Below are 22446 nucleotides of genomic sequence, written 5' to 3' on the forward strand. Positions count from 1 at the left end.
TTTACGCGGCTGCTCACGGCGGACGCGCGCGAGCGCGTCACGAATGGGCACGGACGCGAGCCGACGGCGACCGGCGGCGCATCGGCGCGTGGCAGTGCACGCAAACCCGATTACCCTAGCGCCCACGCGGTACGTCGCCGGCGCTTGCGTTTCGACGTGTCGCCTCGTTCCACGTCGATCGCGCCTTGTTTCCCCTTTCGCTACCCACTGTCCCGCCTCATGCCAATCGCTTCCGCCAGCACCGCCACCGCCCCGCGCCGCCGGGTCATCCTCGAAGACGACATCGACGGCTTCACCCCTGCGCAGCTGTTGCTGCTGCAATCGCCCGAGGTCGAGGTGCTGGGCATCTCGGTGGTCAGCGGCAACATCTGGCGCGACGAAGCGCTGGCGCATACCCGGCGCCTGCTCGAGATCGCCGGGCGTGGGGAAGTGCCGGTGCTGCCCGGCCCGGTGTTCCCGCTGCTCAACAGCGAAGTGGCCACCGAGCGCTGGGAAGCGCTGTACGGCAAGTTGCTGTGGAAGGGCGCCTGGACCCGGCAGTGGGTCGAGCACGACACGGTGCAGAGCGCGCCGCGCTATCACGCGCACGACGTGGTCCCGGACCTGCCGCTGGGCAATCCCACGGTAGTGCAGGCAGCCAGCGAGCCGGCCGCCTTGTTCATGATCCGCAAGGTGCGCGAGTTCCCCGGCGAGGTCAGCATCGTCGCCACCGGGCCGCTGACCAACCTGGCCTTGGCGCAGCGGCTCGATCCCGACTTCGCCACGCTGGCCAAGGAACTGGTCTACATGGGCGGCAGCCTCAATCCGCGGCAGCGCCGCGACAGCGTCTCGGCGGCGCAGTTCGCGCGCGAGTTCGTCAATTCGCCGCGGCGCGAATTCAACATCCGCTGGGACCCGGAAGCGGCCAGCATCGTGATGCGCGCGCCGTGGCGGCGCATGGTGATGGTGCCGGTGGATCCGTCCACCGCCACCGAACTGACCCCGCAACTGCTGGCGCGGATGAGCGCCGCCGACACGCCGATCGGCCATGCGCTGCGCCGTCGCGAGCCGGGCTTCCCGATGTGGGACGAGTTGGCCACCGCGCTGTGGCTGCGTCCGGAACTGGCCACGCTCAGCGAGACCCTGTACGTGGACACCAACACCGAGTTCGGCGCCGGCTACGGCGACATCCTGTCGTGGGCGCCGGGCTATCAGCCGGGCCTGGGCGAGCAGGCGCAGCAGGTGGTGCGCGAGGTCGACGTGGCCGCCATCGAGCAGTTGCTGGTGGAGCGCCTGACCGCGCCGCAGCCGCCGGCGCTGGGCGCGCCGCTGCCGGGCTGAGGCATGGCGCACGCGGATCTGCAGTCCGGTGCACGCCACGTCGTACTGGTGCGCAGCGGGCTCGTCGTCCTGCCGCTCGCGTTTGGGGCAGGCGGGACGCAGGCCTGGGGTGCGCTGACATGAGCGCATCCGCGCCCGACGACCGCCTCGCGCAAGCGAAGGCCTTGGCCATGGCGGCGTTCCAGGAGCCGCAGCATGCCGATGCGCGGCTGGCCGACGCCGAGACGTTGTTGCGCGCCGCGGCCAGGGCGGCGCCCGCCGATCCCGGCCCGCTCACCTGCCTGGGTGCAGTGCTGTGCGATCGCGGCCACTACCGGCGGGCGCTGACCGCCCTGCGCCGCGCGGTGCGCCTGCGGTCCGACGACCGCAACACCTGCTTCAACCTCGGCGTGGCCTTGCTCAATGCGGGCCAGGAGGCCGAGGCGATGGCGGCATTCCAGCAGGCGGCCGGCTTGCGTGCCGCGCCGACCTCATGGACGGCGTATTTCGATCCGCACGCGCACTAGCGACACCGCGCCGGTGTCGCGCGGCGCCGGCACCAGCATGCGGTTGCGCGTTACGGCAGACCAGCCAGCCAGTCGTCGTCGCTGCCTTCGTTGATGTCGGCGAACAGCGGCGTGGAGAAGTAGCGTTCGCCGGTATCCGGCAGCATCGCCAGGATCACCGCGCCGGGCGCCGCGGTCTCGGCCACGCGCAGCGCGGTGGCTACCGTGCCGCCGCCGGAGATGCCGGTGAAGATGCCTTCCTCGGCGGCGAGGCGGCGCGACACCGTGATGGCGTCGGTGTCTTCCACGCTCAACACTTCGTCGTAGACCTCGCGGTTGAGCACCTCGGGCACGAAATCCGGCGTCCAGCCCTGGATCTTGTGCGGCTTCCACTCCTGGCCCTGCAGCAGGGCCGCGCCGGCCGGTTCGGTGGCGGTGATGTGCACTTCCGGACGCGCGAGCCGCAGCACTTCGCCGACGCCGGTGAGGGTGCCGCCAGTGCCCCAGCCGCTGACGAAATGGTCGAGCCGGCGGCCGGCGAAGTCGCGCAGGATCTCCGCGGCGGTGGTGCTGCGGTGGTAGGCCGGATTGGCCGGGTTGGCGAACTGCCGGGCCAGGAACCAGCCGTGCTGCCTGGCCAGTTCCTCGGCCTTGCGCACCATGCCGCTGCCGCGCTCGGCCGCCGGGGTCAGGATGACCTTGGCGCCGTAGGCGCGCATCAGCTTGCGGCGCTCGATCGAGAAGGTTTCCACCATCGTCGCCACGAACTTGTAGCCGCGTGCGGCGGCGACCATCGCCAGCGCCACGCCGGTATTGCCGGAGGTCGCTTCGACGATGGTGTCGCCGGGCTTGAGCAGGCCGCGCGCCTCGGCGTCGAGCACGATCGCCAGGGCCAGGCGGTCCTTGACCGAACCGCCGGGATTGAAGGCCTCGACCTTGACGTACAGGTCCACGTGCGCCGGCGCCAGCCGCTGCAGCTTGACGATCGGGGTGTGGCCGATGGTGTCGAGGATGTTGTCGTAGATGGCCATGGGCAAGGTCTCCGGGAATGGGGGGCGGGTCAGGCGGCGTGGGCCAGGGTAGGCGCCGCCTGCTTCGGGGAAGGTGAGGGCAGCGCGTGCAGCGGCGCGGCGCCGAACCAGTGCAGGGTGTCGGCCAGCGCGGCCACCTCGCCCAGGATCAGCAGCGCCGGCGCACGCACTGCATGCGCGCGGGCGGTGTCGGGCAGGTCGGCGAGGGTGCCGCGCACCACCCGCTGCTCGGCACGCGAGCCGTTCTCCACCAGCGCGAACGGCGTGCCGGCGGCGCGGCCGGCGGCGAGCAGGCGCGTGCGCACCGTGTCCAGGCCGGCCACGCCCATGTACACCGCCAGGGTCTGCCGTTCCTGTGCCAGTGCGGTCCAGTCCAGGGTGTCCAGCGAGGCCTTGCAGTGCGCGGTGACCAGGCGCAGCGATTGCGCGTGGTCGCGATGGGTCAGCGGGATGCCGGCATAGGCGGCGCAGGCCAGCGCCGCGGTGATGCCGGGCACCACCGCATAGGCCACGCCGTGCGCGCGCAGGTATTCCAGTTCCTCGCCGCCGCGGCCGAACACGAATGGGTCGCCGCCCTTCAGCCGCACCACCCGGCGTCCGCGCCGCGCGTGTTCCAGCAGCAGCGCATGGATCTGCTCCTGCGCCACGCTATGGCCGTCGGCCGACTTGCCGACGGCGATGCGCTCGGTGCCGGCCGGCACAAGCTGCAGGATCGCGGCGCTGACCAGGCGGTCGTGCAGGACCACGTCGGCCTGGCGCAGGGCGTGCAGCGCGTTGCCGGTGAGCAGGCCGGGATCGCCGGGCCCGGCGCCGACCAGGGTCACGCTGCCCGGGCGCAGCGGCAGCGCCTGCTGTGCGGCGGTCTCGTCGGCAGCGGCATCGGCCGCGGAGGCCGGCTCGGCCGGCACGGCTTGCGCCAGCACCCGTCGCGCGGCTGCGGCGTGCAGCGCCTGGCGGTTGGCCGCCGGATCCTCGCTGGCGGCGATCAGGAACCACACGGTCTCCAGCCAGGCGCTGTCGAAGTCGCCGTGCAGCCAGGCCAGCCGTCCCTGCGCGGCCAGCGCATGCAAGGCCGGGGTCAGGGTCGGCGCGGCCACCCGTGGCAGGGCGCCGGCGGCGAGCAGCGCCTGCACCTTGCGCTCGGCGGCCGCGCCGCCGCCGATCACCAGCACGGCCCGGTCGCGCAGGTCCGGATACAGGGCAATCGGGGCTGGACTCACAGGGACGGCTCGCAACGCAGGGCAGGCGGGAGCGATGACCGTAGCGCCGGCTCATAGCCCCAGGAAATGACTTCATGCCCAAGGCAGATAGCTTTCGGTTATAAGGTGAAAGGCCGAATTCCACTACAGTCGAGCGTCCCGCCTGGCGGCGCCTCGCCCTCGTCCCGATGACGCTGACCCAACTCCGCTACCTCGTCGCCATTGCCGATGCCGATCTGAACATCACCCTGGCGGCGGCGCGCGTGCACGCCACCCAGCCGGGGCTGTCCAAGCAGCTCAAGCAGCTGGAGGACGAACTGGGCTTCCTGTTGTTCGTGCGCAAGGGCCGCAGCCTGGAAACGGTGACCCCGGCCGGGCGCGAGGTGATCGAGCGCGCGCGCGCGGTGCTGGCCGAGGCCAACAACATCCGCACCTACGCCGCCAACCAGCGCCGCGAGAGCCAGGGCCAGCTGACCCTCACCACCACCCACACCCAGGCGCGCTTCGTGCTGCCGCCGGCGGTGGCGCAGATCAAGCAGGCCTATCCGCAGGTCAGCGTGCATCTGCAGCAGGCCGCCGAGAGCGCGGCGCTGGACCTGCTCAGCCAGGGCGACGCCGACATCGCCATCGTCAGTACCGCCGGTAGTGCGCCGGCGGCGGGCATCGCCGTGCCGCTGTACCGCTGGCGGCGGCTGGTGCTGGTGCCGCGCGGGCATGCGTTGGACGTGCCCAAGCGGGTGCCGGACATGGCCGCGTTGGCGGCACAGCCGCTGATCAGTTACGAATCCTCGACCCGCGCCGGCTCCTCGCTGCAGCGCGCCTTCGGCCGGCTCGGGCTGGAGCCGCGGATCGCGTTGACCGCACTGGACGCGGACCTGATCAAGACCTACGTGCGCACCGGACTCGGCGTGGGCCTGCTGGCGGAGATGGCGGTGAGCGCCAACGACACCGACCTGCGCGCGTGGCCGGCACCGCCGGAGATTCCCGACTGCATCGCCTGGGCGGTGCTGCCGCGCGACCGGGTGCTGCGCGACTACGCGCTGGAGCTGGTGCACGTGCTGGCGCCGCAGATCGACACCCGCGACCTGCGTCGGGTGATGGAAGGCAACCAGCAGCCGGACTGGCCGGCGCCGCCGAGCTGGGAAGCGCTGACTCAGACCATTACCAGTTGAAGCCGGGATTGGGGAATCGGGATTGGGGAATCGCGGTGAAGCTGGGATTGGGGAATGGGGAATGGGGATTGGGGAGTCGCGACAGCGGCGTCCTGTGCGTGATGCGTCGATTGGCTTTAGACGGATTTCCGAGCAGAAGATGTGCGGGCCACGGTACCGTGGCCTGTCGCTGAAATGCCGGAATGGCGACCACGCGGTGGCGCGGCTGCCTGCCGCGCGCGTTGCCGCGGCCGCGGCCGCCCCCTATCATGCGGCCCGCACTGCCGCCCGGCAGACCGCGACCCTGGATGTGCCGGCGGCTGTCGGCACCGCGCCGCCGCTGTGCGGCCGTCGCCCAGGGCGCGTCGACTATCCCAACGCAAGGACGCCCGATGCATCCTGTTCTCCAGCACAACCTGTTCTTCGTCAAGGAACAGGTCGGCATGTTCAAGGCCGCCAACAACTACGACGTGTTCGATCCGCACAGCAACCGCAAGCTGGTGGAATGCCGCGAGCCGAACCTGGGCGTGTTCACCAAGATCTTCCGGTTCACCGACTACAAGCGCATGACCCCGTTCCAGGTGGAAGTGCGTACGCCGGACGGGCAGAAGGTGCTGACGGTCAAGCGCGGCTTCTCGCTGTTCCTGTCCAGGGTCGAGGTGCTGGACGAGCGCGATCGGCTGGTCGGCTCCTTCAGCCAGAAGTTCTTCTCCATCGGCGGCAAGTTCGACGTGCTCGATGTCCAGGGCGCGCCGGTGTGCACCCTGCGCGGCAAGTGGACCAGCTGGGATTTCCGCTTCGTGCAGGGCGAGCGCGAACTGGCGCAGGTCTCCAAGAAGTGGGCCGGGCTGGGCAAGGAACTGTTCACCAGCGCCGACAACTACATGCTGTCGATCGCCGAGAGCCTGCCGGCCGAGGATCCGCGGCGGATCCTGATCATGGCTGCGGTGCTGTGCATCGATATGGTGTTGAAGGAGTGACGGTTGAAGAGCCGGGAATGGGGAATCGGGATTGGGGACTCGCAAAAGCGGGATTCCTGCGGCGGCTGCGCCCCGGCTCATTCGACTGAGCGGAGCCGTTGTGGGAGGGACTTCAGTCCCGACTGCAGGCTGCCGGAAGAACCCGGTGTTTCGCCGGTTGCTGCCGAGGCCTGACCCAGTGCGCGGTTGCCCGAAGGAGCGGCTCCAGCCGCGACGTGCATTCCCTGAAACGCGTCGCTTCCGCTGGCGCATAGCGCGCTCCGCCGCCGCTGACCCACCCTTCTCCCCCCAGGACCATGGCCCCCTTTTCGGGGGAAGGTGCCCCGAAGGGGCGGATGAGGGTACGGTCGCCAGTGCCAGTAACCGCGCCCAGCGCAGCGCAGCTCAGACGTCCGTGCTCGCCGCCGGCAGCAGCACGGTGAAGCGGCTGCCGTGGCCCGGCTGGCTGCGCACTTCCACGGTGCAGCCCAGGGTCTCGGCGGCGCGGCGCACGATCCACAGGCCCAGGCCGAGGCCGTCGCTGCGCGGGTCGGCCTGGTGGAAGGCCTGGAACAGCGTGCGCAGGCCGTCTTCGTCCATGCCGATGCCGCGGTCGATGATCTCCACCGCCACCTGGTCGCCGCGGCGCCGGCAGCCGATCAGCACCTTGCCCTGCGCGGTGTACTTGACCGCGTTGCCGAGCAGGTTGCCGAGCAACGTGGACAGCAAGGCCACGCTGCTGCGCACGCGCAAGGAGGTCGGCACGCTGCGCAGCTGCACGCCCTTGGCTGCAGCCTGCGGCTGCCAGGTGGCCAGGATCGGCGCCAGCACGTCGGCCAGGGCCAGGGTCTGCAGCGCCGGCAGGCGCAGCTCGCCGGCGGCGGCGTTGGTGGCGAGCTGGTCGAGCCCGCTGGCGACCTGGTTCAAGGCGGTGCGCGCGGTCTCCAGCGAACCATCCTGCGCGGCGTCCTGCTGGCGCTGCAGCTTGCTCAACGCATACGACGCGGTGCGCAGCGGAGTCTTCAGGTCGTGGCCGGCGATGGCCATCAGGCGACTGCGGTAATGGTTGGATTCCTGCGCCAGGTGCAGCGCCTTGCGCAGTTCCAGTTGGCCCATCGCCTGCCGCGCCAGCGCGCGCAGCGCTTCGATCTGCTCGTAGCTGAGCTGGCGCGGGCGCCGGTCCAGCACGCAGACGGTGCCCAGGGCCAGGCCGTCGGAGGTCTTCAGCAGCGCGCCGGCGTAGAAGTGCAGGCGCATGTCGCCGGTGACCAGCGGGTTGCAGGCGAAGCGCGGGTCCTCGCGGGTATCCGGCACCAGCAGCAGGTCGTCCTCGAGCAGGGCGTGCGCGCACAGCGAGGTCGCCAGCGGCGTTTCGCGCGTGCCCAGCCCGATCTCGCTCTTGAACCACTGGCGCTCGCTGTCGATCAGGTTGACCACCGCGATCGGCGCCTGGCAGATCAGCCCGGCCAGCCGGGTGATGTCGTCGAACGCCGGCTCGCGCGGGGTGTCCAGGATCGCGTAGCTGTGCAAGGCGTCCAGCCGCAGCGCTTCGTTGCGGGGCTTGGCCGCGCAGTAGACCGGGTCGGCGGCGGGTTCGACGGTGGACATGCGGCGCGACTCGGTCAGGAAGGCGCGCAGTTTATGGTAACTGTCACGGTTTTTGCCGACGCGGCGTTCACGCGGCGCTCGCGTGGGCTGCACCCGCGCTTAGCGAACCAGAAGATGGCCATCGCGGCCGGCGGTTCAGCCGACCCAGCGGCCCTGCGCGTCGACCAGCGGCGTGCCGTCCTCCTTGGCGAAGGCGCCGCGCTGCGGCGACGGCAAGATCTCCAGCACCGTCTCCGACGGCCGGCACAGGCGCGTGCCCAGCGGGCTGACCACGATCGGCCGGTTGAGCAGGATCGGGTGCTGCAGCATGGCATCCAGCAGCGCGCCATCGTCCAGCGTCGGGTCGTCCAGCCCCAGCTCTGCATAGGGCGTGCCCTTCTGCCGCATCAGGTCGCGCAGCGGCAGCCCGCTGGCCGCCGCCAGCGCCTGCAGGGTGGCGCGGTCCGGCGGCGTCTTCAAATACTCGATCACGGTCGGCTCGACGCCGCTGTTGCGGATCAGTCCGAGCACATTGCGCGAAGTGCCGCAGGCGGGGTTGTGGTAGATCGTGATGGTCATCTGGTCGACTCGCTCCGTGAACATGGCCGGTGGCGGCGCAGCGGCAAGGCAGGCGCCGCCGCGCCCGCCGCCGCCGATGGTGCCGGAATCGCCAGGACACGCAAGCCCTGAGCATCGGCACGACGACGGGCGCATCGCTGCGCCCGTCGCGGTCGACCGGTGCCGGGGTCAGGCCGGCGCGTCTTCGATCTGCAGGTACACCATGGTCTGATTGAGCAACTGGTAGGCGACCTCGCCGAAGGTCACCGGTCCGATCAGCTCGCCGGTGCGCTTGCCCTCCAGCTCCGAGTACAGGAAGTTGAGGATGCAGTTGCAACTGAACTCGGGGTGTTCTACCTCCTGCGGCAAATGTCGCGAGAACGCCTCCACGTAGTTGGCCACTGGCGCGGCGACGCGGTACTCGACCCCACGGAACACCGGTGCGTAAAGGGTGACCCGGTGCGCGCCGGTGTCGACCGACTGGATGCTGACATTGATCTTTTCGCCGTTGTAGTCGGCCACCAGCGGCAGGCGCAGATCGATCTGCGATGCGGTCAGATATTCGGCGAAATCGCGGGGCTGGCCGTTGATCAGCGCCTGACCGACAGTGAAGCCATCCTCCGGGAAGCCGATGCTGTCGCCGCTGCCTTGCGCGAAGCAGTTGACGATGCCCACCGAGACCATCTTGCTGTCCGGCAGGGTCGCGTGCAGTGCTACACAGCCTTCGCTGTAGGAGATGCCCGTGGTGCCGTCGTACACCCGTGGCGCCACGGCGCCAAGATCGGCCAGGTCCACGCCAGCCACCCAACCTACGATGTTTTTCATGAACAGGCCCGGATACTCCGGCGAATCCTGCGCGTAGCGCACGTGGGCCTGGCTGGTGGCGGGCAGGATGATGACGCTGAAGCCGTGGTCGGGCGAGTCGCTGGCGATTGACGGCAACGCGTCCACGTCGTACCAGCGTACCTGCGACGCCACGACGCAGGGATTCTGCTCGCTGACGAAGATCAATTCGCGGCTATGCGTGCCGCCCTGGGTGTCCATGAAATAGGGAATGGTGCCGCCGATCCAGTTGCCCTTGGGCAGGCCATCGAGCAGGGCCTGGTCTCCAGCCAGGTAAAGGGTGGCGCCTGCGCGGATCTTCTCGGCGACTTGTTCGCGTGTCATCAGCATGTCGGCGCTCCGTCAGAAATGGGCCTTCAGTTCGGCCGTGTAGAGGTTTTCGTACTTGCTGAAGAACGCATACGCCTCATCCACGCAGGACTGCAGGGTCTGCGGCGATGGGTCGCTTTTGATCTTGCGCGCGCACTGGCTCAGCATCATGTTGCCTGCGAAGACCTTGAATTGCAGCTTGGTATCGCCGCGCAGCAGCGGAATCCATTTTGGATGGGTCTTGCTTGGAATCATCTCGCCTCTCCCCGATGACGTCGGTCGACGGCCGAACCCATGTCCGGCTCGTAGTCGGCTAATCGGCGTCGGCGCTGGCGGCTTGAGCGCGGCGGCACGTTGTAAGCGCTTTCCTGTCGGGAATTGCGGAGTCCATCAACGCCGCTGCCTCGGCACACGAGCGGGAGGGCGGGGGGCGCCCGGCCAGGCGAAACATCGGTGGTCGCCGGCGCTGCAGACGCCATGCGATGCAACCGCCGTTTTGGCGCAACGCGCCGCAGGCCGTTCCGCCGTCGTCGCAATGTGCGCCGCACACTCTAGAATGCACGGATGTTCCGTCTCCGCCAGCTGCCGTCGTGTTGGGCCGCGCTCGCCGCGCTGGCGCTCGGCCTGCTGCTGCTGGCGCCGCCGATCAGCCAGTGGCGGCAGGCGCAGGCCGAGGCGGCGGCATTGCAGGACCAGGCGCTGTGCACCAGCGGCGGCTTGCGCCTGGCGGCGCTGGCAGGTGCTGTCTCCGCGGCGCATGGCGGCCACCACGACGATGCCGGCCTGGCGCACGCGCCGGCCTGCGATTACTGCCTGCTCGCCGCGCGGCTGCTGCCGTGGGTAGTGCTGTTGCTGGCGTTGCTGCCCTGGCGCTGTCCGCCAGTGCCGGTGGCGGCGCGGCACAGCCTTGTCGTCACGGCCACCGCACGCCGCGCACACCCGCCGCGCGGGCCACCGCTGCTCTCCTGATCCACGGGTTGTTGTTTCCGTGCCGCGGCGCCGCTGCGGCACGCCCTCGTGCCGATGGAGTTTTCGCCATGTTCCGTTTTCCTGCCATGCCACCGGTGGTGGCGTGCTGTTGTGTGTGTCTCGTCGCGGCCGCGCCCGCCCATGCCGCCGACGCGCCGCCCGGCGCCGCCGGCGATTCCGTGCTGACCCTGGGCAAGGTCCAGGCCACCTCGCCGCTCGCCGCCGGTTCCAGCGCGCGCAGCGTGTTCAGTTCCGTCGACATCCTCGGCGGCGACCTGCTGCAGGACCAGCATGTGGACTACAGCTGGGAGTTGCTGATGCGCGCACCCGGCGTGCAGGTGACCCAGTTCAAGATGGGCACCGACGCCGGGCGCTTCTCTTTTCGCGGCTTCAACGGCGAAGGCCGGGTCAATGCGGTCAAGCTGCTGATCGACGGCGTGCCCAGCAACGACAATGCCGGCGCCATGCCGTACCTGGACGCGGTGTTCCCGCTGGACATCGCCGCGATCGAGATCGTGCGCGGCACCAACGACCCGCGCTACGGCCTGGATGCGATCGCCGGCAGCGTCGACGTGCTGACCCGCAGCGGCGGCAACGACGGCCGCGCCAGCGTCACCGTCGGCAGCTTCGGCACCCGCGAGGTGCAGGCGACGCAGGGCATCGAGCGCGGCGCCTGGAGCCAGAACTACTTCGCCGCCTGGCGCGACAGCGACGGCTACCGCGACCACGCCGACGCGCGCAAGCACGCGTTCGCCGGCAAGTGGTTCTACACCGATCCGGACGGGCGCTGGCGTGCCGGACTCAGCGCGCGCGATTACCGCAACACGGCGCTGGAGGCGGGGTATCTGGACTATGCCACCGCGCAGCGCGCGCCACGCAGTTCGCCCGACTACGCGCGCGACGACCGCAGCCAGCGCCACACCACGCAGGTGTCGCTGCACCTGGATGCGCGCCTGGCCGAGACCGTGCAGGGCAGCGCCAAGGCGTACTGGAACCGCTACGACAACCAGCGCTGGGTGCGCTTCACCGCGGCCGGCGCGCAGCAGGAACGCGACACCGACGAGCGCCAGCGCGGCGTGCTGGCCAGGCTCAGCTGGCGCCCGGCGCTGGCCCGTGCCGACGCCTTCGCGCTGGAGGGCGGGGTCGATGCGCAGTGGCATGACAACCTCTCGCAGCGTTATCGCACGGTGGCGCGCGTGCGCACCGTGCCGTTGCGCGACTGGGACTTCGATCTGCATACCGAAGGCGCCTACATGCAGGCGGTGCTGCGCCCGACCGCGCGCCTGCAGCTGGTGCCGGGCTATCGGGTGGATCGCGTCGGCGGGCAGTTCCGCGACGTCGCCAGCGGCGCGCGCTATCCGACCTACGCCTACGGCACGATCCGCCAACCCAAGTTCAGCGCGGTGTACGCGCTGACCGCGCAGGCCAGCCTGTACGCCAACATCGGCCGCACGTTCCAGATCGGCAGCGGCAACGGCGCCTACCGCACCCAGGCGCGCAACCTGGCACCGTCCTACAACGACGGCTGGGAGACCGGCCTGAAGTTCGCCGGTGCGCAGCAGCGCTGGGACGCACGCGTGGCCTACTGGGAGCAGCGCGCGTCCGACGAAGTGGCCACCATCCTCGGCGTGAACGGCAGCGTCGGCACCGGCGAGGTCGGCAACGTCGGCAAGACCTTGCGCCGCGGCTGGGATGCGCAACTGAACCTGCGTCCGGACGAGCGCTGGACGCTGTGGCTGGCGTATTCGCGGCAGCGCGCGCTGATCGTCACCCCCGACCCGAGCGCGCCGGCCACACGCGGCAAGGAAATCGAGAACGTGCCGCACTACCTCGCCAACGCCGGCATCGACTGGCAGGTCACGCCACGGCTGACACTGTCGGCCTGGGGCAACGCACAGGGCGATTACTACGTGGAGCGCAGCAACACCCTCGGCCGCTACGGCGGCTACGCACTGGCCAATCTCGGCGCGACCTGGCGCTGGCGTGCGCAGCGCGAGGTCTCGCTGCAACTGAAGAACCTGACCGACCGGCACTACGTCTACGCCTGGTACGACAGCGGGTCCTCCGGTTACTCGCCCGGCGACGGCCGCGCGCTGTACGCCACGCTGAGCTGGGGCTGGTGATGGCGACGCACTCTCCCGCGTCGGCTGTGGCGCCGGCACGCTTCTACCGCGCCGTGTGGCGCTGGCATTTCTATGCCGGCCTGTTGGTGCTGCCGCTGCTGGTCTGGCTGGCGTTGACCGGTGCCGCATTCGTCTACCAGCAGCCGATCGACGGCTACTTCCACCGCGCGCTGAAGACCGTGCCGGTACCCGCCCACGCGCAGACACTGGCGCCGCAGCGGCTGCTGGACGCGGCGCTGGCCGCGCAACCGGGCCAGGCATTGCGCTACACCACGCCGCCGCGGCGCGATGCCTCGGCGGAAGTGACCATCGCCACCGCCGATGGCCGCCGCGCGGTCGTGTACGTGGACCCGTACCGGGCGCGGGTGCTGGGGCAGTTGCCCGAGCACGGTACCGTGGCCTGGACGATCCGCCGCCTGCACAGCCTCGACTATGTCGGCTGGTTCGCCAACGCGCTGATCGAAGTGGCGGCCGGCTGGGCGATCCTGCTGGTGTTCACCGGCGTGTACCTGTGGTGGCCGCGCGGGCGCCGCGGTGGCGTGACCACGGTGCGTGGGCGGCCGGCGCAGCGGCTGTTCTGGCGCGACCTGCACGCGCTCACCGGCAGCGTGGTCGGGGTGTTGCTGCTGTTCCTGGCGCTGACCGGGATGCCGTGGTCGTGGTTCTGGGGTGCGCAGGTCAACCGCTTGTCCAATGGTCATCACTACGGCTATCCCTCCGGGCTGCGGGTGGACCTGCCGATGTCGACGCAGCGGCTGAGCGACAGCGAGGTGCCGGCGTGGTCGCTACGCCAGGCGCGCCTGCCGCAGTCGTCGCCGCCGGCCGTGGACCCACACGCGGCGCACGGCGCGCATGGCGGACACGAGGAGCATGGCGAACACGGCGGCATGGCCGACATGCCGGACGCCATGCCGGCGGCGGGCGCGATCGGCCTGGATGCGGCGGTGGCGCGGTTCCAGGCGCGCGGCATCGCGCCGGGCTACAGCGTGGCGCTGCCGCGCGGCGTGAGGGGGGTCTATACCGCCTCGGTGTATCCGCCGGACCTGGCCCAGCAACGGGTGATCCACCTGGACCAGTACAGCGGTCAGGCGCTGCTGGACATGCGCTACGCCGACTACGGCCCGCTGGCCAAGACGCTGGAGTGGGGCATCAACGTGCACCTGGGCCAGGAGTACGGTGCGCTCAACCAGATCGTGCTGATCGTGGCCTGCCTGGGCATCGTGCTGCTGTGCGTGAGCGCGGCGGTGATGTGGTGGAAGCGGCGCCCGCAGGGCGGGCTCGGGGTGCCCCCGTTGCCGGCGGACCGGCGCACGCTGCGCGGCGTGGTCGCGCTGCTGGTGCTGGGCGGGATGCTGTTTCCGCTGGTGGGTCTGTCCCTGCTGCTGATGCTGGCGCTGGACTGGGCGCTGGTGTTGCGGCGCGAGCCGGTGGTGGGGGCTTAGGGCGTCGGTGTAGCAGCCCACTGTGTGCCCGCGGCGATAAGCAAAGTCATCGGCGCATCCGGCCTGGCTGCAGTCGGGACTGAAGTCCCTCCCACAAGGAGGGACCAGCGGTCAGCGCTGGCGTCAGGATTTGCATAGAAGACACGGGGCTGCCCTTGTAGGAGCGGCTTCAGCCGCGACCGGGCGTATCCATGAGCGCCCGGTCGCGGCTGAAGCCGCTCCTACGGAGAAGACTACGGTGTGGTCGGTAACGTCTTTCGCAGCTGAATCCACTCCTGCGAAGGCAGAAAAAAGCCGGGCGCGCGTTCGGGCGCGTCACAGATCCTCGTGGATGCCACACTCGCGCTTGAGGCCGAAGAAGCGGGTGTCTTCCTCGCGCATGCCCGGTTCCCAGCGGCGGGTGGTGTGGAAGTCGCCGATGGAGACGTAGCCCTGTTCCCACAGCGGGTGATAGGGCAGGTCGTGCTGCTGCATGTATTGCCACAGGTCGCGATCGCTCCAATCGGCGATCGGGTTGATTTTGTAGCGCTCGCCGCGCTTCTGCACGAACGGGGTCTGCGCGCGGCTGTCGGACTGGCTGCGGCGCAGGCCGGTGAACCAGGTGCCGACCTTCAGTTCGTCCAGGGCGCGACGCATCGGCTCGACCTTGCGCAGATTGTTGTACTGCTCGATGCCGACCATGCCCTGTTCCCACAGGCGGCCGTGGCGCGCTTCCATCCAGGCGCGGCTGACCAGCGGGCGATAGATCTTGAGATTGAGCTTGAGCCGCTCGGTCAGCGCGTCGGCGAAGCGGTAGGTCTCGGCGAACAGGTAGCCGGTGTCGATCAGGATCACCGGGATGTCCGGGCGCTGCCGGGTCAGCAGGTGCAGGGTGGCGGCCGATTGCGCGCCGAAGCTGGACGACAGCGCCGCTTCGGCCGGGCCGTGCTGCAGCGCCCAGGCCACGCGCTCGGGCGCGGACAGCGTCGCCAGCAGCGCATTGGCGGCATCGAGATCCAGGGCCGGCACCGGTGCGTTGGCGGAGGCGTCTTGGGAGGCGGCGGGCAGAGCGCTCATGCGTGCAGTTCCGACGGAATCAGGTGACGGTGGGTGGGATAGGCGGGCAACTCGACCACGCCGGTGCGGTGCAGGAAATCGCCGAAGCGCTCGTCCTCATGCCGCTCGTTGGCATAGCGCGCGAACAGCGGTTCCAGCGCGGCGAGGATCTCCGGCTCGGCGATGTTCTCGCGGTACAGGGTGTTGAGGCGCTGGCCGCGGTGGTCGCCGCCGAGCATCAGGTTGTAGCGGCCCGGCGCCTTGCCGACCAGGGCGATCTCGGCCAGGTACGGCCGCGAGCAGCCGTTCGGGCAGCCGGAGAGGCGCAGCAGGATCGGTGCGTCTTCCAGACCGTGGCGGGCCAGCAATGGCTGCAGCTGCGCGGCGAAGGCCGGCAGGTAGCGCTCGGCCTCGGCCATCGCCAGGCCGCAGGTGGGCAGGGCCACGCAGGCCATCGCCGCGCGCGCCAGGGCGGTGGGTGCGCGGTTGCCGGCGTCCAGCGCATGCGCGCGCACCAGCGCGTCGATCGCCTCGCGTTGCGCCGCGGGAACGCCGGCGATCACCAGGTTCTGGTTCGCGGTCATGCGGAAGTGCGCGCCGTCGCCGGCGTCGCGCAGCAGCGCGGCGATCGCGCGCAGGCCGCTGAGGTGCTGCACGCCGTCGGCATGGTCGGCGATGCGCCCGGCCGGCAGCGACAGGGTCAGGTGCCAGCGGCCGTCCTCGCCGGCCTGCCAGCCGGCACGGTCGCCGTTGTGTTCGAAGACGAAGTCGCGCGTGGCCTGCAGGCGCACGCCGGCGCGTCGCTCGATCTCCGCCAGCACCGTGTCCAGGCCGTGGTCGTCGATGGTGTACTTGAAGCGCGCGCGCTTGCGCACCGTGCGGTTGCCCAGGTCGCGCTGGGTGGTCACCACCGCGGTGGCGACGTCGAGCAGGTGCGCGCGGTCGATGAAGCCGACCACGTTGGCCACACGCGGGTAGGTCTCCGCATCGCCATGGCTGGCGCCCATGCCGCCGCCGAGGCTGACGTTGTAGCCGGCCAGCGTGCCGTCGGCGTCGAGCACGCCGATGAAGCCCAGGTCGTTGGCGAACACGTCGACGTCGTTGACCGGCGGCAGCGCGAAGCCGATCTTGAACTTGCGCGGCAGGTAGGCGTTGCCGTAGATCGGCTCGTCCTCCTGGCCGCTGCCGGCGACCTGCTCCTCGTCCAGCCAGATCTCGTAGTAGGCGCGGGTGTTGGGCAGCAGGTGTTCGGACACGCGCGCGGCGTCGGCGTAGAGCGTGGCGTGCGCCTGCGAGGCCAGCGGATTGGCGGCGACCTGCACGTTGCGGTTGACGTCGCCGCAGGCGGCCAGGGTATCGATCAGCGCGGCGTTGATCGCCTGCATGGTCGCCTTCAGCTCGCGCTTGATCACCCCGTGGAACTGGAACGCCTGACGCGTGGTGACGCGCAGCGAGTGGTTGCCGTAGGTGGTGGCGATGGCATCGAGCTTGAGCCACTGCGCCGGATCGACCACCCCGCCCGGGGTGCGCGTGCGGATCATGAACTGGTAGGCCGGCTCCAGCTTCTGCCGGCGCCGCTCCTCGCGCAGATCGCGGTCGTCCTGCTGGTAGCTGCCGTGGTACTTGATCAGCGTCTGATCGTCCTCGCGCAGCGCCCCAGTGACCGGATCGGCCAGGCTCTGCAGCAGCGACCCGCGCAAGCGCTGGCTGTGGTGCTTGATGTCTTCGACGGAGTGGGACATTGAGGGGCCGGGATTGGGGATTCGGGATTCGGGATTGGTGAAGCGAGCAGACGTGTGCTGAAGGATTAGGACCTTCGACAGTTCTCAGTGCAGGGAGAGCGGCTCTTGCGAATCCCCAATCCCGACTCCCCAATCCCCGCCTCAATAGACATCACGCGCATACCGCCCCTCCCGCTGCAGTTGGCTGAGGTAGGCCGCGGCGTCCTCGGGGCTGTGGGCGCCGTGTTCGGCGACGAGCTCCAGCAGGGTGGCGTGCACGTCCTTGCCCATGCCGATGGCGCCGCACACGTACAGGTGCGCGCCGTTCTGCAGCCAGTCGTAGACGGCGCGGCCGTGTTCGCGCAGGCGCTGCTGCACGTAGACCTTGGAAGGAGCGGTGTTCCCGCGCAGCGGTTGCACGTCGCGCGAGAACGCCAGGTCCAGCCGGTGCAGTTCGCCGCTGCGCAGCGCCTGTTGCCATTCGGCCTGGTAGAGGAAGTCGCGGTTGAAGTGGCGGGCGCCGAAGAACAGCCAGTTGCGGCCGCTGGCGCCGCTCTCGGCGCGTTCCTGCACGAAGCCGCGGAACGGCGCCACGCCGGTGCCGGGGCCGATCATCAGGATGTCGCGGCTGCCGTCGGCCGGCACTCTGAAGCGTTCGTTGGGTTCGATGTACACCGGCGCGCTGTCGCCTTCGGCCAGGGCGGCCAGGTAGCCGCTGGCGGCACCGCCGTGCGCATGGCCGTGGGCGTCGTAGGCCAGCACGTCGACGGTGAGGTGGGCTTCGTCGCCGACCCGCTTGCGGCTGGAGGCGATCGAGTACAGGCGCGGGACCATCGGCCGCAGCGCCTGCAGCAGCGCGGCGTGGTCCCAATCCGCCGGCCAGCGACGCAGCACGTCGATCACTTGATGATCGGCGAGCAGCGCCGCCAGGCCGGCGGTCTGGGTGGGGTCGAGCAGCTCGGCCAGCGCGGTCGCGCCGGCGCGTTCGGCGACCGCGCTGAGCAACGGGCGAGAGGCCCGGGTCAGTTCGCGGTGGCCGCTGAGCCACTCGTGCAGGGACAGTGTCTGCCCATCGGCGGTGAGTTCGACGTGACCGTCCAGTCGCGTCGCGGTCAACACCGCCTCGACCAGCGCAGGCGGGTTGCGATGGCGCACGCCCAGGGCATCGCCGGGTTCGTAGTGCAGGCCGCTGCCGGCCAGCGACAGCTCCAGGTGGCGCACGTCCTTGTCGGCCGGGCCGTGCGCGGCGTAGCGCGGGCCCTTGAAGTCGCGGCCGCTGATCGGCTGGTTGGCCAGGACCTCGGCGGCGAACGGCTGGGTGCGGCTCCACGGCGCGGCCACAGCGCCGCGCAGCGGGGTCACCGTGGCCGACGGCGTCGCCGGCGTGCGGCCGAGGATGTCGCGTGCCTGCGCCAGCGCCTGCGCGCGCCACGGTGCCGCCACCGTCTCGATCTCCAGGTCGGCCTCGCCCAGCGGCAGCAGCCGCTGCGCGCCGAGTTCGGCCAGGCGCGCGTCCAGGCGCCGGGCGATGCCGCAGAAATCGGCGTAGCTGGAATCGCCCAGGCCGAGCACGGCGTACTGCAGCTGCGGCAGCTTTGGCGCGCGCCGACCCTGCAGGAACTCGACGAAGCCGATCGCATCGTCCGGCGGGTCGCCCTCGCCCTGGGTGCTGATGACCACGTACAGCAGGCGTTCGTTGCCCAGCTCGCGGGTGGGATAGACGTCGGCGCGCAGCAGGCGCACCGCCAGCCCGGCCGCCTCGGCCTCGGCGGCCACCTGTTCGGCGGCGCGGCGCGCGTTGCCGGTCTGGCTGCCGTAGACGATGCTCAACTGCGGCGCCGGCGAGGGTGACGCGGCGGCGCCGGCGACTACGGCCAGCGCCGGCGTTGCGGGGCCCTGTGCCTGGGCCAGGCCGGCGGCGTAGCCGGACAGCCACCACAGGCCGGCCGCGTCCAGGCCCTCCACGGTCCGCGCCAGCAGTGCCTTGCGCTCCTCGGGCAAGGGGCTGGGCGGCAACGCGGGCGAGGCGGCGGTCATGGCCGGTCCGGGGGTTGGGAAGGGATGACCGATGTTAGGGAAGCGTTGCGCGGTGCAGAAAGGAACAGGGGTTATCGGCTCATGCCCGGGGCTTATTTCTGCCGGGCGGCCGGCGCGACGCACACTGCCGCCCCGACTGCCACGACCGCTGCTACGCTTCGGTCCGGTCTCCCACTGCCTGCCGCCGCCGTCTCGATGAGTGCGTTCCCCCTGTCCCACCTCGACCGCCTAGAGGCCGAGAGCATCCACATCCTGCGCGAGGTCGCTGCCGAGTTCCGCAACCCGGTGCTGCTGTATTCGGTGGGCAAGGACAGCTCGGTACTGCTGCACCTGCTGCTCAAGGCGTTCGCGCCGGCGCCGCCGCCGATCCCGCTGCTGCACGTGGACACGCGCTGGAAGTTCCGCGAGATGATCGCCTTCCGCGACTGCCGCGCCGCCGAGACCGGCGTGGAGCTGCGCGTGCACATCAATCCCGATGGCGTCGCCCAGGACGTCGGCCCGTTCAGCCACGGCGCCAGCGTGCACACCGACGTGATGAAGACCCAGGCGCTGAAGCAGGCGCTGGACCTGTGGAAGTTCGATGCCGCCATCGGCGGCGCGCGCCGCGACGAGGAGAAGGCGCGGGCCAAGGAGCGCGTGTTCTCGTTCCGCAACGCGCACCACCGCTGGGATCCCAAGCAGCAGCGTCCGGAGCTGTGGAATCTGTACAACCCGCGCATCCATCCCGGCGAGAGCGTGCGCGTGTTCCCGCTGTCCAACTGGACCGAACTGGACATCTGGCTGTACATCTACCGCGAAGCGATTCCGGTGGTGCCGCTGTACTTCGCCGCCGAACGCCCGGTGGTGGAGCGCGACGGCGCACTGATCATGGTCGACGACGCGCGCCTGCCGCTGCGTCCCGGCGAAACCCCGCAGCTGCGCCGCGTGCGCTTCCGCACCCTCGGCTGCTACCCGTTGACCGGCGCGATCGAGTCGCAGGCCGACACCCTGGAGAAGATCATCGCCGAGATGCTGCAGGCCACCACCTCCGAACGCCAGGGCCGGATCATCGACCAGGATCCGGGTGCGTCGATGGAGCAGAAGAAGGTGGAGGGCTATTTTTGATGAGCCGGGATTCGGGAGTGGGGATTCGCAAGAGCGCAGTCCGGCGACGGATGCGGTATCGGGAGGGGACGCCGTGACGACTCCCCAATCCCCAATCCCCAATCCCGTAGGCGGCGACGCAGTCGCCGCCTACCTGCAACAGCACGAACACAAGCCGCTGCTGCGCTTCATCACTTGCGGCAGCGTCGACGACGGCAAGAGCACGCTGATCGGACGCTTGCTGTACGACAGCAAGCGGCTGTTCGACGACCAACTGGCTGCGCTCGGTGCCGACAGCAAGCGCCACGGCACCCGCGGCGGAGCCATCGACTATGCGCTGCTGCTGGATGGCCTGGCCGCCGAGCGCGAGCAGGGCATCACCATCGACGTGGCCTACCGCTATTTCGATACCGACCGGCGCAAGTTCATCGTTGCCGATTGCCCGGGGCACGCGCAGTACACCCGCAACATGGCCACCGGCGCCTCCACCGCCGACGTGGCGGTGGTGCTGGTCGACGCCGCCAAGGGCGTGCTGACCCAGACCCGCCGGCACAGCTACATCGTCGCGCTGCTGGGCATCCGCCACGTGGTGCTGGCGGTCAACAAGATGGATCTGGTCGGCTTCGCGCAGGAGACGTTCGAGACGATCGCCGCCGAGTACCGCGCGCTCGCTGCGCAGCTGGGCATCGCCGATGTGCAGTGCATCCCGCTGTCGGCGCTGGAGGGCGACAACCTCTCGCAGCGTTCGGCGCGCATGCCCTGGTATGCCGGCCCGGCGCTGCTCGAACACCTGGAAGGCGTGCAACTGGACGCGCGCGGCGGCGACGGCGGCCTGCGCCTACCGGTGCAGTGGGTCAACCGCCCGCACGCGCAGTTCCGTGGCTTCGCCGGCACCGTGGCGGCCGGCGCGGTGCAGCCCGGCGATGCGGTGGTGGTGCTGCCGTCGGCGCGGCGCGCGCAGGTCGCGCAGGTGCTGATCGGCGCCGAACCAGTGCCGCGCGCGGTGGCCGGGCAGGCGGTGACCCTGACCCTGACCGAGGAGATCGACGTCAGCCGTGGCGATGTGATTGCCGCTGCCGGCGATCCGCCGGAGGTGGCCGACCAGTTCGCCGCGCACGTGCTGTGGATGGACGATGCCGCGCTGCTGCCGGGTCGCCCGTACTGGCTGAAGATCGGCGCGCGCACCGTGGCCGCCAGCGTCACCGAGGTCAAGCACCGCATCGACGTCAACACGCAGGAGCGGCTGGCGGCCAAGCGCCTGGAACTCAACGAGGTCGGCTACTGCAACCTGGCGCTGGACCAGCCCATCGCCTTCGCCCCGTACGCGCAGGATCGCGCGCTCGGCGGCTTCATCCTGATCGACCGTCACAGCAACGCCACCGTCGCCGCCGGGACCCTGGATTTCGCGCTGCGCCGCGCCGGCAACGTGCACTGGCAGCACCTGGACGTGGACAAGGCCGCGCGCGCGCGGATCAAGGGACAGACACCGAAGGTGCTGTGGTTCACCGGCCTGTCCGGCGCCGGCAAGTCGACCATTGCCAACCTGGTCGACAAGCGCCTGCACGCGTTGGGCTACCACACCTTCATCCTCGATGGCGACAACGTGCGCCACGGGCTCAACCGCGATCTCGGCTTCACCGACGAGGACCGCGTGGAGAACATCCGCCGCGTCGCCGAGGTGGCCAGGCTGATGACCGATGCCGGCCTGATCGTGCTGGTCAGCTTCATCTCGCCGTTCCGCGCCGAGCGGCAACTGGCGCGCGAGCGCTTCGGCGAGGGCGAGTTCCTCGAGGTGTTCGTCGACGTGCCGCTGCCGGTGGCCGAGGCGCGCGACGTCAAGGGCCTGTATGCCAAGGCGCGCGCCGGCCAGATTCCCAACTTCACCGGCATCGACTCCCCGTACGAGGCGCCGGAGCGGCCGGAACTGCACCTGCACGCCGACGGCGACAATGTCGAAGCGCTGGCCGCGCAGGTGCTGGCGGTGCTGGGGCTGCAGGACTGAGGTGGCGAGGGGGGGCAATTGGCGCGGCAGGTGTCGACCGTCTCGCCGTGCCCCTGTAGCGCCCTTTGTAGGAGCGGCTTCGGCCGCGACCACGCTTTCCCGGTAACGCCCGGTCGCGGCTGAAGCCGCTCCTACAAGTTCCGCTCGTCCGACAAGCAAAATCAAGCAACAGCAACGGCTTTCGCCCTTTCGGGCGAGTTACTTTTCTTTGCTCGCGCAAAGAAAAGTAACCAAAAGAAGCGCTTTACCACAGCCGAAGGCTGGTCAAGCGCGCCCTGCCTTGCGCCCTCCGCGCTTTGCGCTCCGGGTCCGCGTCCATCCCTGGGATCCGCGGAAGGGGCATCCTGCCCCTGCCGCGGACGGCGCACATCCATGTGTGCCGCCCTTCGGGTGTTTCCCCGCGATGGCCGCCGCTGCGGAAGGGAACCCGGCAAGTCAAAAGCCGAAGCAACAGCGATAGCAAAGCGAATGCGCTGTACTTGGTGGCCGACGTCGCCTGTTGATCGTGGTGGGCACGCAACAACGCTGTCCTCCGCAGCAGCCGCGGGCGTCATTCGCGCGTGTGGAACGACTTCTGCCGGGACTTACGATA

The 22446-nt window shown here is 70.1% G+C and carries 18 protein-coding genes; 9 read left to right on the forward strand and 9 right to left on the reverse strand.

Features of this window, described 5'->3' with window-relative positions:
• Positions 1 to 219: 219 nt before the first annotated feature.
• Together AC1PMG_RS05285 and AC1PMG_RS05290 are read left to right on the forward strand one after the other, a co-directional pair.
• On the forward strand, positions 220 to 1320 hold the full coding sequence (locus AC1PMG_RS05285) for a nucleoside hydrolase (RefSeq protein ID WP_481110894.1): 1101 nt from the start codon (positions 220 to 222) through the stop codon (positions 1318 to 1320).
• 119 nt (positions 1321 to 1439) lie between these two features.
• Positions 1440 to 1826, forward strand: a complete 387-nt coding sequence (locus tag AC1PMG_RS05290) for a UDP-N-acetylglucosamine-peptide N-acetylglucosaminyltransferase (RefSeq protein ID WP_481110895.1) — start codon at positions 1440 to 1442, stop codon at positions 1824 to 1826.
• A 50-nt stretch (positions 1827 to 1876) separates the two neighbouring features.
• Here the strand turns inward: AC1PMG_RS05290 and cysK are convergent, their stop codons facing one another.
• Both cysK and cobA read right to left on the reverse strand, forming a co-directional pair.
• Complete coding sequence (gene cysK / locus AC1PMG_RS05295) at positions 1877 to 2836, reverse strand: cysteine synthase A (RefSeq protein WP_017908608.1); 960 nt, start codon at positions 2834 to 2836, stop codon at positions 1877 to 1879.
• A gap of 29 nt (positions 2837 to 2865) precedes the next feature.
• Positions 2866 to 4056, reverse strand: a complete 1191-nt coding sequence (gene cobA, locus AC1PMG_RS05300; RefSeq protein WP_481110896.1) for a uroporphyrinogen-III C-methyltransferase — start codon at positions 4054 to 4056, stop codon at positions 2866 to 2868.
• Positions 4057 to 4223: 167 nt separating this feature from the next.
• Here cobA and AC1PMG_RS05305 point away from each other — a divergent pair, with 167 nt between their 5' ends.
• Positions 4224 to 5207 carry a LysR family transcriptional regulator gene (locus tag AC1PMG_RS05305; RefSeq protein ID WP_481110897.1) on the forward strand — a complete coding sequence of 328 codons (984 nt, stop codon included), beginning with the start codon at positions 4224 to 4226 and terminating at the stop codon, positions 5205 to 5207.
• 371 nt (positions 5208 to 5578) lie between these two features.
• A complete protein-coding gene (locus tag AC1PMG_RS05310; protein ID WP_481110898.1) occupies positions 5579 to 6166 on the forward strand; it encodes an LURP-one-related family protein in 588 nt (195 codons plus the stop codon).
• 384 nt (positions 6167 to 6550) lie between these two features.
• Here the strand turns inward: AC1PMG_RS05310 and AC1PMG_RS05315 are convergent, their stop codons facing one another.
• The 4 genes from AC1PMG_RS05315 to AC1PMG_RS05330 form a co-directional block, all read right to left on the reverse strand.
• Positions 6551 to 7753, reverse strand: coding sequence for a GAF domain-containing sensor histidine kinase (locus AC1PMG_RS05315; protein WP_481110899.1), 1203 nt, complete (start codon positions 7751 to 7753; stop codon positions 6551 to 6553).
• Between the two features lie 135 nt (positions 7754 to 7888).
• Positions 7889 to 8311: an arsenate reductase (glutaredoxin) gene (gene arsC / locus AC1PMG_RS05320; protein WP_481110900.1), complete on the reverse strand. Its 423-nt coding sequence runs from the start codon at positions 8309 to 8311 to the stop codon at positions 7889 to 7891.
• A 168-nt stretch (positions 8312 to 8479) separates the two neighbouring features.
• A complete protein-coding gene (locus AC1PMG_RS05325) occupies positions 8480 to 9463 on the reverse strand; it encodes a DUF6976 family protein (protein ID WP_481110901.1) in 984 nt (327 codons plus the stop codon).
• Between the two features lie 12 nt (positions 9464 to 9475).
• Positions 9476 to 9697 carry a hypothetical protein gene (locus tag AC1PMG_RS05330; protein ID WP_481110902.1) on the reverse strand — a complete coding sequence of 74 codons (222 nt, stop codon included), beginning with the start codon at positions 9695 to 9697 and terminating at the stop codon, positions 9476 to 9478.
• A 309-nt stretch (positions 9698 to 10006) separates the two neighbouring features.
• Here AC1PMG_RS05330 and AC1PMG_RS05335 point away from each other — a divergent pair, with 309 nt between their 5' ends.
• The 3 genes from AC1PMG_RS05335 (at position 10007) to AC1PMG_RS05345 (ending at position 13976) form a co-directional block, all read left to right on the forward strand.
• On the forward strand, positions 10007 to 10411 hold the full coding sequence (locus AC1PMG_RS05335) for a DUF2946 family protein (protein WP_481110903.1): 405 nt from the start codon (positions 10007 to 10009) through the stop codon (positions 10409 to 10411).
• Between the two features lie 68 nt (positions 10412 to 10479).
• Positions 10480 to 12534: a TonB-dependent receptor gene (locus tag AC1PMG_RS05340; protein WP_481110904.1), complete on the forward strand. Its 2055-nt coding sequence runs from the start codon at positions 10480 to 10482 to the stop codon at positions 12532 to 12534.
• Entirely contained in the window at positions 12534 to 13976 is a 1443-nt protein-coding gene (locus AC1PMG_RS05345; protein ID WP_481110905.1) for a PepSY-associated TM helix domain-containing protein, read from the forward strand. Before AC1PMG_RS05340 ends, AC1PMG_RS05345 begins: the two co-directional genes overlap by 1 nt.
• Positions 13977 to 14291: 315 nt before the next feature.
• On the opposite strand, the gene AC1PMG_RS05350 is transcribed toward AC1PMG_RS05345, so the two are convergent.
• The 3 genes from AC1PMG_RS05350 to AC1PMG_RS05360 all read right to left on the reverse strand — a co-directional run bounded on the left by AC1PMG_RS05350 (position 14292) and on the right by AC1PMG_RS05360 (position 18769).
• Positions 14292 to 15032, reverse strand: coding sequence for a phosphoadenylyl-sulfate reductase (locus AC1PMG_RS05350; protein WP_010341781.1), 741 nt, complete (start codon positions 15030 to 15032; stop codon positions 14292 to 14294).
• A complete protein-coding gene (gene cysI, locus AC1PMG_RS05355; protein WP_481110906.1) occupies positions 15029 to 16753 on the reverse strand; it encodes an assimilatory sulfite reductase (NADPH) hemoprotein subunit in 1725 nt (574 codons plus the stop codon). The genes AC1PMG_RS05350 and cysI overlap by 4 nt, the downstream gene beginning before the upstream one ends.
• A gap of 141 nt (positions 16754 to 16894) precedes the next feature.
• Positions 16895 to 18769, reverse strand: coding sequence for an assimilatory sulfite reductase (NADPH) flavoprotein subunit (locus tag AC1PMG_RS05360; protein WP_481110907.1), 1875 nt, complete (start codon positions 18767 to 18769; stop codon positions 16895 to 16897).
• Positions 18770 to 18964: 195 nt separating this feature from the next.
• Between AC1PMG_RS05360 and cysD the strand changes: the two genes are divergently transcribed.
• Complete coding sequence (gene cysD, locus AC1PMG_RS05365) at positions 18965 to 19873, forward strand: sulfate adenylyltransferase subunit CysD (RefSeq protein ID WP_481110908.1); 909 nt, start codon at positions 18965 to 18967, stop codon at positions 19871 to 19873.
• A gap of 73 nt (positions 19874 to 19946) precedes the next feature.
• The gene (gene cysN, locus AC1PMG_RS05370) at positions 19947 to 21854 is read left to right on the forward strand and encodes a sulfate adenylyltransferase subunit CysN (protein WP_481110909.1); all 1908 of its coding nucleotides are present in this window, start codon (positions 19947 to 19949) and stop codon (positions 21852 to 21854) included.
• Positions 21855 to 22446 lie beyond the last annotated feature (592 nt).

The organism is Xanthomonas sp. NCPPB 2250 (assembly GCF_056725265.1).

Excerpts from the sequence above, each read along its gene's own strand:
- AC1PMG_RS05315 (WP_481110899.1), bottom strand. The coding sequence starts at position 7,753 with ATGTCCACCGTCGAACCCGCCGCCGACCCGGTCTACTGCGCGGCCAAG.
- cysD (WP_481110908.1), top strand. The coding sequence starts at position 18,965 with ATGAGTGCGTTCCCCCTGTCCCACCTCGACCGCCTAGAGGCCGAGAGC.
- AC1PMG_RS05305 (WP_481110897.1), top strand. The coding sequence starts at position 4,224 with ATGACGCTGACCCAACTCCGCTACCTCGTCGCCATTGCCGATGCCGAT.
- AC1PMG_RS05360 (WP_481110907.1), bottom strand. The coding sequence starts at position 18,769 with ATGACCGCCGCCTCGCCCGCGTTGCCGCCCAGCCCCTTGCCCGAGGAG.
- AC1PMG_RS05350 (WP_010341781.1), bottom strand. The coding sequence starts at position 15,032 with ATGAGCGCTCTGCCCGCCGCCTCCCAAGACGCCTCCGCCAACGCACCG.
- AC1PMG_RS05290 (WP_481110895.1), top strand. The coding sequence starts at position 1,440 with ATGAGCGCATCCGCGCCCGACGACCGCCTCGCGCAAGCGAAGGCCTTG.
- AC1PMG_RS05340 (WP_481110904.1), top strand. The coding sequence starts at position 10,480 with ATGTTCCGTTTTCCTGCCATGCCACCGGTGGTGGCGTGCTGTTGTGTG.
- AC1PMG_RS05345 (WP_481110905.1), top strand. The coding sequence starts at position 12,534 with ATGGCGACGCACTCTCCCGCGTCGGCTGTGGCGCCGGCACGCTTCTAC.
- AC1PMG_RS05325 (WP_481110901.1), bottom strand. The coding sequence starts at position 9,463 with ATGCTGATGACACGCGAACAAGTCGCCGAGAAGATCCGCGCAGGCGCC.
- cysI (WP_481110906.1), bottom strand. The coding sequence starts at position 16,753 with ATGTCCCACTCCGTCGAAGACATCAAGCACCACAGCCAGCGCTTGCGC.
- AC1PMG_RS05335 (WP_481110903.1), top strand. The coding sequence starts at position 10,007 with ATGTTCCGTCTCCGCCAGCTGCCGTCGTGTTGGGCCGCGCTCGCCGCG.
- AC1PMG_RS05330 (WP_481110902.1), bottom strand. The coding sequence starts at position 9,697 with ATGATTCCAAGCAAGACCCATCCAAAATGGATTCCGCTGCTGCGCGGC.
- cysK (WP_017908608.1), bottom strand. The coding sequence starts at position 2,836 with ATGGCCATCTACGACAACATCCTCGACACCATCGGCCACACCCCGATC.
- AC1PMG_RS05285 (WP_481110894.1), top strand. The coding sequence starts at position 220 with ATGCCAATCGCTTCCGCCAGCACCGCCACCGCCCCGCGCCGCCGGGTC.
- AC1PMG_RS05310 (WP_481110898.1), top strand. The coding sequence starts at position 5,579 with ATGCATCCTGTTCTCCAGCACAACCTGTTCTTCGTCAAGGAACAGGTC.
- arsC (WP_481110900.1), bottom strand. The coding sequence starts at position 8,311 with ATGACCATCACGATCTACCACAACCCCGCCTGCGGCACTTCGCGCAAT.